The organism is Hymenobacter sp. UYCo722, assembly GCF_040547115.1.
In the GTDB taxonomy this organism is placed as follows: domain Bacteria; phylum Bacteroidota; class Bacteroidia; order Cytophagales; family Hymenobacteraceae; genus Hymenobacter.
Window position 1 is genome coordinate 1 of the sequence record NZ_JBEPPC010000010.1, and the last position, 13,429, is coordinate 13,429.

12 protein-coding genes and 1 pseudogene are annotated in these 13,429 nt (G+C 53.5%); 1 reads left to right on the plus strand and 12 read right to left on the minus strand.

Annotated features, from left to right (window positions below; all coding sequences use genetic code 11):
* Positions 1–114: 114 nt before the first annotated feature.
* The 7 genes from ABIB44_RS18620 to ABIB44_RS18650 all read right to left on the minus strand — a co-directional run bounded on the left by ABIB44_RS18620 (position 115) and on the right by ABIB44_RS18650 (position 7,131).
* Positions 115–558, minus strand: a complete 444-nt coding sequence (locus ABIB44_RS18620) for a hypothetical protein (protein WP_354586185.1) — start codon at positions 556–558, stop codon at positions 115–117.
* A gap of 134 nt (positions 559–692) precedes the next feature.
* Positions 693–1,982 (minus strand): replication initiation protein, encoded by a 1,290-nt coding sequence (locus ABIB44_RS18625; protein WP_354586186.1) that lies wholly within the window; start codon positions 1,980–1,982, stop codon positions 693–695.
* Between the two features lie 611 nt (positions 1,983–2,593).
* Complete coding sequence (locus tag ABIB44_RS18630) at positions 2,594–2,971, minus strand: hypothetical protein (protein WP_354586187.1); 378 nt, start codon at positions 2,969–2,971, stop codon at positions 2,594–2,596.
* The gene (locus tag ABIB44_RS18635) at positions 2,968–3,726 is read right to left on the minus strand and encodes a ParA family protein (protein WP_354586188.1); all 759 of its coding nucleotides are present in this window, start codon (positions 3,724–3,726) and stop codon (positions 2,968–2,970) included. The genes ABIB44_RS18630 and ABIB44_RS18635 overlap by 4 nt, the downstream gene beginning before the upstream one ends.
* A 1,608-nt stretch (positions 3,727–5,334) precedes the next feature.
* A complete protein-coding gene (locus ABIB44_RS18640) occupies positions 5,335–5,799 on the minus strand; it encodes a hypothetical protein (protein WP_354586189.1) in 465 nt (154 codons plus the stop codon).
* Positions 5,800–5,835: 36 nt separating this feature from the next.
* The gene (locus tag ABIB44_RS18645; protein WP_354586190.1) at positions 5,836–6,444 is read right to left on the minus strand and encodes a hypothetical protein; all 609 of its coding nucleotides are present in this window, start codon (positions 6,442–6,444) and stop codon (positions 5,836–5,838) included.
* Between the two features lie 33 nt (positions 6,445–6,477).
* On the minus strand, positions 6,478–7,131 hold the full coding sequence (locus ABIB44_RS18650; RefSeq protein ID WP_354586191.1) for a hypothetical protein: 654 nt from the start codon (positions 7,129–7,131) through the stop codon (positions 6,478–6,480).
* 101 nt (positions 7,132–7,232) lie between these two features.
* On the opposite strand from ABIB44_RS18650, the gene ABIB44_RS18655 reads away from it, so the two are divergent.
* The gene (locus tag ABIB44_RS18655; protein ID WP_354586192.1) at positions 7,233–7,616 is read left to right on the plus strand and encodes a helix-turn-helix transcriptional regulator; all 384 of its coding nucleotides are present in this window, start codon (positions 7,233–7,235) and stop codon (positions 7,614–7,616) included.
* A 124-nt stretch (positions 7,617–7,740) separates the two neighbouring features.
* Here the strand turns inward: ABIB44_RS18655 and ABIB44_RS18660 are convergent.
* The 5 genes and pseudogenes from ABIB44_RS18660 to ABIB44_RS18680 form a co-directional block, all read right to left on the minus strand.
* Positions 7,741–7,977, minus strand: a pseudogene (locus ABIB44_RS18660) (PDDEXK nuclease domain-containing protein); the annotation flags it as partial.
* A 245-nt stretch (positions 7,978–8,222) separates the two neighbouring features.
* Positions 8,223–8,780, minus strand: coding sequence for a PDDEXK nuclease domain-containing protein (locus ABIB44_RS18665; RefSeq protein ID WP_354586193.1), 558 nt, complete (start codon positions 8,778–8,780; stop codon positions 8,223–8,225).
* Positions 8,781–8,952: 172 nt separating this feature from the next.
* Positions 8,953–10,020 (minus strand): PDDEXK nuclease domain-containing protein, encoded by a 1,068-nt coding sequence (locus ABIB44_RS18670; RefSeq protein ID WP_354586194.1) that lies wholly within the window; start codon positions 10,018–10,020, stop codon positions 8,953–8,955.
* 324 nt (positions 10,021–10,344) lie between these two features.
* Entirely contained in the window at positions 10,345–11,925 is a 1,581-nt protein-coding gene (locus ABIB44_RS18675) for a toll/interleukin-1 receptor domain-containing protein (RefSeq protein WP_354586195.1), read from the minus strand.
* 501 nt (positions 11,926–12,426) lie between these two features.
* Entirely contained in the window at positions 12,427–13,389 is a 963-nt protein-coding gene (locus ABIB44_RS18680; protein ID WP_354586196.1) for a site-specific integrase, read from the minus strand.
* Positions 13,390–13,429: the final 40 nt, after the last annotated feature.

A 13,429-nucleotide genomic window follows, 5' to 3' on the forward strand; every position in this document is an offset into this window, starting at 1 on the left:
AGGTACCGTAAACCGTCACTCCTTGCCACGTAGAGGCACCCAACAGAAGCATTGGTAAGTCTCCGGCTCCACAGCTTCTAGTTCACCATAACGGTGGATTTAGCAGGCTCTTCGTCATTGAATTCCTGCAGACCTCTCCCCTTGAACTTCTGTCTTTGGGGTATCTTCCCACTCTGAAGTCTCGGCGACCAACTCAGCGATGCGTTTAAGCTTGGTCGATTCCTTCGCTTGGGGGTGCTCTAGCACAGCCAGTATCGCCCGCAGCCGCTTGCGCAGTTGATACGCCTTGTTTTGGTGCGCTTTGGGCAATTTCAGGGCGGCAGCTAACTCCTGTTCCAGCCGAAGCGTCTTGCGGCGCTCCTGCAGGAGCTGGCTGCTGACGGTTTCCAGTTCGTCCTGAATGCGGTTGCGCTCTTGGCGCATGGCGTCCGTTTGGCTAGCTTGAGGGGTTTGGTGGTAGTAAGCAGTGGCCAGGTCCAGGGCCTGATTGCCAATTGCTACCGGAATGCCGGCGTCATGCAGGGCCGCTTTCGCCCGCTGGATGTGAACGGGCGTCATAATGGGTGACCTTGGGGTCGTTGACATCTGGATGGAGATAAAAGATAACTCAAACTTTTGTCCGGAGTCTGCCCTCGGGTTCAGCTGACGACACTGCCGTTAAACGGGTGACGGTGGGACCTTCCTACCAGGAGTTAGGAAAGAATAGTTTTAATGAGCCAGTCTTCCCCATCACGCTTTACAAGAACGAATCCCTGACTTAAATAGATAGCTTCCAGGTGCAGCTCAAAAGTGGGTTCCTGCAACTGCCGTTTCAGAAACGGCCCGGGGTTCTCATACATATCCCGTACTTCCCGCAACGGAAAAGCAACTTCTTCCAGCAGGGGCATTTTTGTCCTCGTGGCAACGCCGGTCTTTTTGACTGGAATCATCTTGGGGGTTTGTTGACCGGCCAAGTATTCTTCCAGCAGGTACTTCTCTACCAACGCTTTGTAAACCGCACCCGCCGGTTTCTTTACTTTCCCCAGTTGGTGCTGCTTGCCAATGCGCGACAACACAAAATCGACGTATTCCAGGGGATATTCCTTTGCTTCTAATTGCTTCGTGATTTGCTTGATGCTGCGCAGGCTTACCCCTATTAACCGTAATGCCTGAACCCAGGCAGGCTCCTGAATAGGAGCTTTCTCAACATTTTCAGAATGTTGAGAAAGCTCTGTTTTTTCACTCGGCTGGGTACCCTGTACTTCATCAAGCCCATCTGAGCCTGTGTTGGCCGCGTCATAGCCGAACAGGAACTTGATGCGCTGCACCAATTGGTTCTGCCGTTCCAGCTCGTAGGTGAATGGCATGTCGGTGCGCGCCAGTTCCAACTGGGCCCGGTCCAACACCCGCGCTTTGAAGTTGCTAAAGCGGGGATACTCGTTTTCGGCAATGTTGAGCATGAAGCGCAGTTGCTCTGGGGTGACGGTTCGCTGCCCAAAGTCCGAGTATTCTTTAAGCAGCCAGTAAATGCGCACCGAACTGGGACTTTTCAGCTTGCGTAACTCGTCCAGGTCGGCCAGCGTGAAATTGCCGCTCTCGCGCAACTGCAGCAGGTACGGCATGATGAGGGGATTAAATGCTGCTACTATCCCACCCACGTCCCCGTCATAGCCCGCCTTGGCCATCAGCGGGATGTAGTCGTACTTGGGCCGCCGGCGTCGTTTGCGGGTGCCATCTTCGAGTATCTCGATGTACAGCTTAAAGGAGGTGATGTCGTCGCACATCTCGTCCAGCTGCTGGTAAGCCGAACCACCATGCCGCTCAAACAGCAGTTCGCTGACCGGGATAACGTGCTCCTTGAATTCGGTATCGTCCAGACTGATGCGGGCAAGCAGCGCCAGAAACAGGCGCATCTGCAGGGGCACGAAGCTAAAACGCGCGTTGACAAGCGCATTGTGCTGGGCTACTATTTTGTCGGCGTTCTGTTTGAGCGGCTTTTTCATGGGGGATAAGTCGGGGCACTGGAGAGCAATAGCCGTCTATTTCGTCGTAATCTAGCGTCCTTTTTGTAGCAACCTGAGTTCGCGTAGCGTCCTTTTTGTAGCAACCTAGCGTCCTTTCTGTAGCAACTTGGCGGGGTAGCGTCTATTTTGTAGCAACCTGTAATCTATCAGCGTCTATTTTGTAGCAACCTAGCGTCTATTTTGTAGCAACCTAGCGTCCTTTCTGTAGCAACTTGGACTCATAAATTGTTGTTTGTCAATGCGTTCTGGAGCCTGTAATACTAATATTATAATGTGAGTCTAAAAATAACTAGCTAGGGAGTTTTTTTTAAGCGTCTATTTTGTAGCAACCTTATTGGATTAAAAGTCAAAAAAAGCACAAAGCACAAAGAATTTTCAAGGCCGTTGTACTATTTTATACTATGCATTGGTAGTAAATATGTTGCGATTTTATACTAGGCTGAAAACCGTATGTATTGAATTGTTTTTTGCGGGTTCCAATAACGGAAATATTCAATATCTTCAGCAGCTTGAGAAGCTGTTGCCGCTGTAATCGCCCCAGCTACCACCTTGCAATCGCCCCAAGCCGGTCTGTTTGATGACCTCGCAAGCTACAGGGGCTGCAGCTTGCGGTTTGTCTTGAGCAGTTTTTCCAGCACGGGTGCTGGCAGCGTCCGCTGCGCGGCAGGTAACTGCGCCAGGGCGGCTTGCAGAGTATCTTCCAGAAACTGCCGAATCTCGAAGCCGGGCTCCCAGTACTCCGCCTGCTTGAGCTGCAGGTATGTTTGGTCGCGTACGTAGGACCCAAAGGGCACCCAGCGCCCGCTTGGACCGGCCGGTGCAGTTTCCTGCGCCGAGGGGCTTGACATAGTACCGCCGCCAGGAGTCGCAGGCAGCGGGCTGACGGCCCCGAACATCAGCTCGTCGGGGGTTGGGGCAACGGGCTGGGTCAGCGTGCTGCCAAAACGCTTTTTGGGACTTGCGCTCATAGACGGGCGAGGATTTCAGTGGTGAGGTTACGGTAGTCTTCGGCCCCGTTGCTGGTAGGCGCGTAATCAAACAGGTTTTCCTTTTCAATCTGCGCTTCCGACAGCTTGCCATTTTGTCGAATGCTGGCATTCATGAGCAGGGGCCCCGTCACGGCGTTGTCCCGCATGATGGCCACCACGTCGTGGTGCAGCGCGAGGCGGTAGCTGGCCGAGTACTTCGTCAGGAACAGGCCGCCGACCTTCAGGCGGGGATTAAAGTTCTTGCCCATAATGGCGCAGGCATCCAGCAGCGTGGTCAGGCCCTCGTAGCCGTAGAACTCGGGCTGCACGGGGATGAACACCGCGTCACTGGCCACCAGCGCCGCGTAGGTGAGGCTGGTGAGAGCGGGGGGCGTGTCAATCAACACGTAGTCGTAGTCGTTCGCTACCTCTTCCAGCTGGTCGCGCAGGAAAAACTGGTAGGTGGGCTGCTGCCCCAGTATCTTCTCGAGCTGCGTCAGCTCCCGGGCCGACCCGGCCAGTCCCATCCCCTCCCCTACCCCGACGATGATTTGCTTGAGCGTACGCTCGCCTTTGATCACGGTGCCCAAGTTGGTCGCCACTTTGGCGACAAAACTCATGGTCAGGTTGTGCTGCGGGTCGCAGTCCAGAAAAAGCACCCGATGCCCGCGTCGGGCCAGTTCCTGACCGACTGTGAGGGTGGAAGTGGTTTTGCCAACCCCTCCCTTGTGGTTGGCAAAAGTGATAACTTTCATGAGGTAGCAATGACGGTGATGCGGCAATATTACAACGGCTGAGGCAAACGAGCACACTCCATATACTGAACACACTCCATATACTGAAATTATACAACATTCTCAGTATGTTGAGAACACTCGATGTATTGGATACATTGCGAGCATAATTTCATAAATCAGTGTGTTTTGCGTGACCATATCAGCATCAGAGGGTACTCAGATTATTAAGAATGCTGAGCATATCAAGTGAATAGCTCACTCCGGAGCACTTTATGCTTGCTGTGCATGCCCAGAATGTTGAATATGCCCAAGATGCTAAGTGCTGAGTTCCAGCATCTGGAATGCAACCCGAATGCCGTGACGCTACTGCAACCAACATTTCATCGAGCGGCCACGGGGGGGCAGAGTTGTGGCCTTTTCCAACGCGCAGCGTCCTCAAGCACCTTTCAACTGGTGATGGCTTAGCCGGGTGAGCGGGTCCGGCGCGGCGGGGCCGCATGGTCGAATTCAAGGTTGCGAGTGCTTCCTCAAAAGTCGAATGCAATGCCATTTTTGGCGGGCGATGCTCCACGCCATTACTTTAGGCCCCAAACCCCATCGCGATTGAAGCAGGAAGGAGAGAGAGAAGACGTCTATTTCTACTAATGTGCCACCCAAAAACAAGAGGAGCATCGGGCCTGACTGTCTTACCTATGGCAAGTAATTCACGGCTGACCCCATACGTTTGGCCAGTGAAAACGTATCGCCCACATGAAGGCCTTACTCGCCCAGCAGCAGCGTACCGAGTGGGGGCCATCGCGGCAGCTGCCACAGCCACGGTCGACTTTGTTAAAACCGCACCAACAGCTGAACTACTCGAAGGCGGCTGTTTCCTGGTCCGGCCAGAAATGATTTTTAGTCAGCCACCACGTCGATTAACACAGTGCCTAACAGCCGAACGTCGACCACAATTATTATAATTATTTTAAGGCATCAATAACCGCGCGCCCTAATTATTACTCATAGTATTCCATATAATTTTTATTTGTTTATTATGTTCAAAATCAACGCTATAAGATACTTTAAAGCAAAGAATATGGGTTTCATGTTGCTTAAATCATAAACACATGATTATTAATAATATAGGCAAACTTAGGTTCCATAAGTAAGTCTTATGGTGCCTAAAATATTGATAGCCAATATTTAACAGTGGTGATTTTTAGATTTATCCGTGATAGAGGCAATAAAGAATTACATAAAAGCGGCCAATTTATACAGGCTCCTTCGCATTGGTTACAGGGTGGAATTGTGATTAGCCCGACGCTAATGAGCGAAGTGGGCCTTCTTATAGCAGCGAGGGTGTAAAATTACTGTAAGCTGTTCCGGGGCAGGTCCAGAAAGCCATAACTTATTGACCCTGTAAGTCTTGCAGCCCACTTAGCTAATTAGCCCAGCATATAGGGTTCAGAAAGACAATCCAAAAACAAACAGCCATTTGGTTTATTGCACCTAGCTTTTTGGGCCGCATGAAAATGGCATTTGCTTAAAATTCAACGACATATTATATATGATATGTCCTTAGAGTAAGTTTGACTCCTTGCTGCTATAAGAAGGCCTTTTAACCGGCGGGTCGTCATTTGCCGCCGCTTACCTGTGTGTGGCCTGCATCACGCGCTCGGCGACCGCTTTACCAACTTCCAGCCGCTTGATTATTGCCATTACCTCGGGGGTAGGGTCCAAGAGGCCATATTCTAAATCAGCGCGCAGCGCGGCCGCCACTTTGCCAACGTATGCATAGCCTTCGGCCAGGTAGCGCGCCGCTTCGCAGTAGATGGGCGGGTCGAGGTCCGGGGCCAGCACCGAGCGGGCCACGCGCTGGGCGAGCCGGACCAGGTCGGCGTGGTCGAGGCAGATACCGTTACTGTTTTCCCACAGTTCGGGCTGGTACTCGTGGAATACTTCGGACCATACCTCCATGGCCGGGGGGAGGAAGTAGTGCTGAAGCTGTTCCGCCAGCCAGAGCACGGCCTGCGCATGCTGGCCAGGCGTGGCCCAGCGGTAGGGGATGGCGTGGCCCTCAGGGCGCGCCAGGTCAGCGGTAACGGGTTGCATAGGGACGAGGTGGAATGAGTAAGGAAGAAAACAGGGTTATTTTCCGGCGCCCTGGTGGGCATTCCCGGCCTTGACCCCCGCGTACTGCTTCGCCGCCAGGACGGCTTCCAGGGGCTTGCTCACCACGTCCAGGCGGCCTTCGCGGGTCGAGCCCTCGACTGTTTCGGAATACACGGCCCGGGCCTGGCGCCCCTCCCAGAGGAGCTGGTGGGGGCCCTGAGCCCGGCCGGGGCCGAACAGGCGGGTGGCCTCTGACTGGAGCACGGCCGGGTCGCCCTGGGCCATGAAGGCAAAGAAGTGGCCGTCCAGAAAGGTGTAGTACTGGTCGGGTACCCGCGCCCGGTGCCGGCTAAACCAGCCGGTGGGGGCCCCGGACGAGTAGCTCTGCAGCGGAACGCCCGTGTCGGGCGGCGCTAAGTGCAGCCGGGGAAAAGCCCGCAGGGGCTCGCCGAACCGGTGACCCGCGATGCCGTTGAGCGAATCCACCCGGTGGCCGAAGGGAAACGCCGGGGGCGGGGGCGTGGCCGCGGGGGCCGCCCCGGCCGCAGTGGTCGGGTTCGGCGGCGCGCAACCGGGGAGCAGCAGCCCGGGGGCGAGCAACAAAAGCGCGAGCAGGTGAGCGGGGGGGCGGGAGAGGCGCGGCATGGGCGAATGAAAGCGGGGGGTGGACAGCGGGACCTACCGACGCCGGGGGTCGTCGGCGGGGTCGTGGCCGGCCGGCACGCCGCGGGCGCGGTCCAGCGCCGCCACCCGCGCGAGCAGGTCCGCACGGGCCTGGTCGGAGTCCGTGCCGTCGGCCTCGCGCGGGGCCGGGGCCTTGGACCACCCGAACTGTTCGGCCTCGGCGTAGCGCCGGGCCACCCCCGCGACCAGCCGGTACATCGCGGGGCCGCCCGCCCGCGGGTCGGCTTCGAGTTCGGCCAGGGCGCGGAAGACTTCCTGCGGGCAGTGCATCGGCTGCCGGCCGAAATAGAGCTTGCGCGGCCCGTGGCCCGCCCGGGCGTGGACGACGGCCGGCAGGGCGTCCATATGGTCCGCCACGCGGTCCAGCTGGTACGCGTCGATGCCGACGCTGTCCGATGTCGCCCACAGGTCGGGTTGCAGGGCCTCCAACGCGCCGGCCCACGTCCCTTTGAGCACGGGGGGAAACCGTGCCGCCAACTCCTCCCAGACGTATTCCTTGACCTGGGCGCGTTGTTCGGGCGTCGCTTGCGCGAAGGAGATGCGCTGGGGAACGGGGGCTGGCAGGGGAGGGGGAATGGATTTCATGGAAAAGGCGGAGGTGAAGGTCGGGAAGGGCCGAAAGCGCACATCAACTGCAATATGCAGCATAATGGCTGATTATTATGACATATAATAGTGTATAATTCAGCATAATTGTAGTAAAATACACATTTTCAGTCCGGTAGTTTTGCATAGTTTCCTGCACGGCTATGTATTTTGCTAAAAACTTGCGCTTTCTACGGCGTCGGGCCGAACTTTCCCAGTCCGCGCTGGCCGACAAGCTCTCGACCGACTATAATACGATTAGCCGCTACGAAAACGGCAAATCGACCCCCAAGCTAGAGGCACTCACCAAGCTGAGCCAGCTCTTTCGCGTCGGCATTGACGCGTTGCGCAGCCACGACCTAACCCAGCAACCAAGCGTCATGCCGGACCGGTCGCCACTTGGGGAACGCCGGGAAGAGGAAAACCTTCCCCGACCCGCCCAGCATCCGCTGCTGGTGTCGGTGGAGTTGGACGGCACCGCCTCCAGCTTGGAACGGGCCGTCGCGCGGCTGACGGCGATTAACAAGGTCGTGGCTGGCACAAACTAACCGGCACCCGTTGCAACGCGGCCACGTACTTGGGATAATTCAGGTTTCGCCGATAGCTTTAGAAGGCTAATGTGTATATTCCTGCCAGGGTATGGAGCCAAGTGCGAACGCAGCTTTTTATCAACTAAAGCTGGTCCAGCTTATCCATTTCTTGCTGTACCTCCGCCAATAACTGCTGCTCCGAGGGCAGGTACAGCTGGTACTTGCTGGCCACAATGGTCTGGTTGTCGACCGGCAGGCGGATTTTTACCACTGCGTCGTTTTTATCAGCGCAGAGCAGGATACCGATGGTTGGATTTTCGTGGGGCAGCTTTTCCAGACGATCGTAGTAGTTGACGTACATCTGAAGTTGGCCTAGGTCCTGATGAGTGAGTTAGTCGGTTTTGATTTCGACCAGCACGAAGCACTGCAACAGTCGGTTGTAGAATAGGGGTTCCGCACCAAATTTCGAGGTTTTTGAGCTGTTTTTACCTTAGACCAGCTGCTTTAGAAGGTGCTTTCAGCAGCTATGCCCAGTGGAAGCATAATGAAGAGCGGATTTTGTTGTCGGCTGAAACTGGCAACCCGTCGAACAGGCCAAAAACCGCGAAATTTGGTGCGGAAGCCCTAGTTGTAGAACACTAAGTCCACGAAGAAGTCGTCGCCGTCTAGGTGCAGCCGCTGCTGCCGGGCCACAAAGCTGAACCCGTTGCCCAGTTTCAGCAGAAACGCCTGCAGGTGCGTTATCAAAGCGGTTTCCAGGTCGCGCTCATAATAAGCCGCTTCGCGCTTCAGGCCCAAAAACTCCAGCACGATCGGGTCCTTGATGATGTCGCGGGCTACCGTGGGTGGTTTCTCCTGCCGGGCCACGGCGGCCACGTCGTGGCTCAGCAGCAGGCGCTCGATGAGTTGGCTGTTGACCTGCCGCTCCAGCTGCCGGGCTGACCAGTTGTTTTTGGCTGCTTCGGCCAAATAAAATTCCCGCTTGTCAGGGTTGTCGAGGCTGATAAGCGTTTTGTAGTGCGTCCATCTCAATTGCGTCCGCAGTGCGGACGCAATGGGAAACGTGCGGTAAAACTGGCGGTAACGTTCCAGTTGCCGCCCCGAAAAGCCGCTGCCAAACTGCGGCTGCAGCTCCGCTGCCAAGCCCTTGATGCTCTCCAAGCCAACGCAGCACCGTCGCAAAAAAGGCAGCCGACTAAGTGCTTCGAATAGGACCAATGGGGTTCGAAAAACCTGATTAAAAAGTGTTCTGCAAACCAGCGTTAGCGGCCCCGGTGGAGTAGGGAAGGGACCCATTCGAAAAAGAGTAGTTTCTCGTATGGAACCGCTCTTCATAAGCCTTACCAGTTCCGGACTATTCTTTCGCCGGTGCGCCGGGTCTGGCTTCGGTTTGGCTCTTCAGGGCTGCCGTCACGGCATCGAGCCGACGGACCAATTCCTCGTTCGAGGGAAAGAAGGGTCGCAACTCGCTGGGCAACGTATCGGTGTAAGTGTACGTGGCCACTCCGATGGGCTTATTCACGTCGCGCAGCGCAAACTCGACCACCGTGCGGTTTTTACTCTGGCAGATGATGATGCCAATGCTGGGCTGCTCGTGGGGCTTGCGCACGGTTTGGTTCAGCACCGAGAGGTAGAAGTTCATCTTGCCCGCGTACTCGGGCCGGAATTCGTCAATCTTGAGTTCCACGGCTACCAGGCACTGCAGTTCGCGGTGAAAGAGCAGCAAATCGATGAAGTACTCCTGCCCGGCCAGTTCCAGTCGGTACTGGTTGCTGATAAATGTAAAATCCCCGCCCATCTCGCTCAGAAAGCGCCGCACGTTGGCGAGCAAAGCTTGTTCCAGCTCGTATTCGGAGTGGGGCACGCTCAGCTCCAGGAAATCAAAGAGGTACTCATCCTTGAGGGCGAGCACCGCCGACGACTGCGACGGGCCGGGAAGGGTCTGCTCGAAATTGTGTTGGGCCGTCAACGTGCGCTGGTATGCCTGGGCCTTGAATTGCTGGAGCAGGGTGGCCTTGGTCCAGTGGTATTGCCGCGCCTGGGTGACGTAGAACAAGCGCTCGTGGGCCGACTGACTTTTTTCTAGGATGACTACGTTCAGGCTCCAGCCTAATTCTCGCACCAGCGGTGCGAGAACTTCGTCGTCGGCGTACGCTAGGTAAAAGGCACGCATGCGCCACAGGTTAGAGGCCGAAAAGCCGCTGAGCCCCGCAAATTCGGTCTGCAAGTCGTGGGCCAGGGTTTCGACAATGCCCTTGCCCCAGCCGGCGTGCTGCTGGCGGTCGGCAATTAAGCGACCCAGGTCCCAGTAAAGCTGCAGCTGCTCGCGGTTGACCAGTTGCAAGGCCTGGTACTGGGCTTCTCGCACGCGCTGCGTAATGGCCGTTAGAAACTGGGGGTAGTCGGAAGGAACGAAACTCATGGGCAACAACGGAAAGAAGTAGGGCCCCGCGTGGCATGCGCGTACGACTCAGGATAAGCCGCAAGTTCGGGTGCCGGACGGAGAAAGTTGCCCGCGCTTCCTCCGCTACCGCCGGCCGGGTTAGAAACGCGGTGGCCTCGTCGACCAGGTACCACTTTCGCAATCCCAGATTAGTACCGATAATAGTTCATTGTCGGTACTAGGTCTTAAGGTCTTCCTCCGGCAACCATTCCTTGGTTCGAGCCCAATATGCCTCACAAAAACCCTCTTCACATCTTGTGATGGCAACTTATCCACTTAAATTGTAAGCTTAGAATAGAAATTTCAAGGTAAAAGAATAGGCTCTTCAACAAGCAATTGGTCTTGACTATTTATAATCTCGATTTGATATCTGTTGCCTAGTTCATCAGAATAAACGATTTGGCACCTAAACGAAGTTAAATTCATATTAGCCTGATTTTTTGGACTTAGCATAATATTAAATTCCCTATCTTTTTCAACTATGAGCGGCAGCCTCGTGATATTAGCAGTAACATCGGATTCACCTAATACCACCTCAATACTCTCTACTTTAGCACGTCCATTACCATTATTCATTAACGTTATAGTCTTTCCTTGTGGGTTACTCATTGCCCTGCCAAAATGGAAGCGTGGAATAACAGACAAGCGCAGTTTGGTTTTCTCCAAGTGCAATAATTCCGCGGAAATATTTGCACCGGCTTCCGCTTGCTGCTGTGATTCAGCCTGCTCAATTCCCCTTAGTTTTCGTAGCGCTTTAAACTGAGTATCTTCCTCATGCGCTCTCATTTCGAAATCATTAGGCCAATTTATCGCAGCTTTTCGCCTGATAACTTTGAATTCATTTTCAGGAATGTCTTCTGGCTTCGCTTTTTGTAATTGTGCTACAGCTTTGCGCTGCGTAGTGACATAATGAAGCTGCATATCAAAATCATCAGGCCATTCTATAGCGCTTCTTTTACGTATTATTTCGTCCGTGTTAGAATAATCATCAGATCTTTCAGCTATCACCTTCTTTTCCGCAACTGCCTCTACTTTTTCTTTAACTGTTGCATTGGGCAAAGACGCTATCAAAGACTTGATATGCACGTGGAAAGAGCTCGGTTGCTCAGGTTTAATTTTGAGCACTTTACCAGCATCTTCCACAAACTGCATAAGCTGTGCCTCTTCGTAGGCATTCAGCGCATTTATGCCCGATAGTGGTCCTTTCAAAATCTCGGGACCTTTTTTGTCTATCAGAAGAGGTATCATAGGGCTATTCGCACCCCATCTTGCACCAAGCTCGAAAAGAGTGTAGTGCGAACTCATGCTATCACTCGACACAAGGCCAATTAGCAACTCACATTCATAAATCTCTATCTGTAATTGGGCATCAGTGCTAGTACCTCCTGGCAGTCGATATCCATCAACACTTGTACATCGGATTTCTTCAACCTTCAGGTTTAGAGCCGATCTTATCAATTGAATTAATTGTTTTGCCTGCTCAACATTTTGGCTACTATGACTTATGAAAACTCTTATACCCTTGCGTTTAGACGCTTTCTGACTTCTTGGCTTAGAAGGACTCATTTTCTCTCCCTTGTTCTCGTAGTAGAATTGCCGACCATGAACATTGAGGCCAACGTTGCCGAAATTATAGGGACTGGTACCCATATAATCGAGCCGCTCTATAAGCCCCTTACTGTCCAGATAGTCTACAGCATCGTTAATATCACGCGCGCTTAATTGCGTGGTAATCTGGATAGTGTTCCCATCGAAGGATGGTCCGTCCCCTCTATCCTTCTCGAATAGTACAACAGCAACTCGTAAAGCATTAATTTCAATCGGGCTCGGCACAGTAGTAAACGATTTAAATTGACAAAGAATTAAAGTAAACTGGATGCACAATCGGGGGCAGAAAATAAGACAGGCCGTTCCCAGCAGGGTAACGGACTTCTGGTGGATCTTCTTGGTACCACCAAAACGGTCTCCACCTATGTGCGTTGAATCATTTACTTATAAGAGAGTCGAATAGAGATGCAATATAGGGTCTATACACTTCCGGCCTGAGAGAGCCAGTTGGCAGTAGAAAAGCATATTTTCACTACCGTGTACCTCACAGAAGATTGTAGGCCTTCGGGCACAAGATTATACTCGTTTTGAAGAGTATTGCTCACGCGATAATAAGAAACATAACAGGTAGCGGAAGTGACCATGTTAAATAGAATTGGTTCGCAAAAGCAGGGCTATAGTCACTTTAAGAACGTCCTCTTGAATGATGTCTTAGGCGAAGCTGACAACGTCTAACGGGCTATTAAAAAACGCTACTGTTACTCGACTATTAACTCAGCAAGCTGCCATCGAAGTAAATTAGAATTTTATGTTCTGTAAATGAGGGTCTTAAGTTTCTCACAAACCTAGTTTTTGTGCTGCATTATGTTGCCGTACATTATCCAGACGAGTGTAACGGCGAATCATCTCACTCGTCTTGTGCTTCGTCTGATTCATAACCTCTGAATCATCAGCGCCAGCCAGCTTGGCCACGGTAACAAACGATGCCCTAAGTGAGTGAGCCGAATACTTTGGCCCCAAGTACCGCTGCACAATCAAGTTCAAGTGCTTATCGGTCAACCTCCGCTCAGTTAGCCGTTCACCCTTGCGAAATGAAACGAACACCGGCCCCGTTGTGCGCTCAAGCCGTTTTATCCAAGCCTCCAACGTGCGAATGGGGCACAACTTAAAATCTGGCGAATAGAAAATAGCCTTTTCCTCAGCCGCGCTATACTGGTTGGTCTTGCTCTTGGCTAAGTTGACAATTAGTCCTTCCTCAGAAAACGACAAGTCCTCAATATTCAGTGCTGCCAACTCCGACCGTCGAAAGGCCCCGGTAAAACCAAGCAGCATAATTACCCGGTCACGAAGCCCTGCCAGCGTTTTGCCATCAATGCTTTTCACCGTGCGCTTAAAATTAGCCAGGGTAAACGCCGGGGCCTGTTTCTGCCGCACGCCCTTGACCCGGGCAATGCCTTCCATAAGTACCTTGAATTTCTTGTCATCCGTGGGCGAGTCAATTCCGCGCAACACATGGGCCTTTGCCACGGCCGCGCAGTGCCGCTGGATAGTCGCGACCTTCTTGTCAGTCTCAGCTAGGTGCGTCACGAATCCCGCCAGCGTATCCACTGAAGCTGGCAGTGGGTCCAGTCCATGCTCATCGCACCAGAGTCCGAAACGCTTCCAATCGCCAGCGTAAGCTTTCACCGTGTTGGCCGCTCCGCTTAGCCCGACCTCGATGTAGCGCGAGGTGTGCTCGGCTAGTTGCACCAGCGCCGGCGACAAGGTACCGTGAATCGAGAGTTCGGACGACTTTTCCATGCGACCTATATATAAAGGAGTAAAACGCGACTTTGACTGC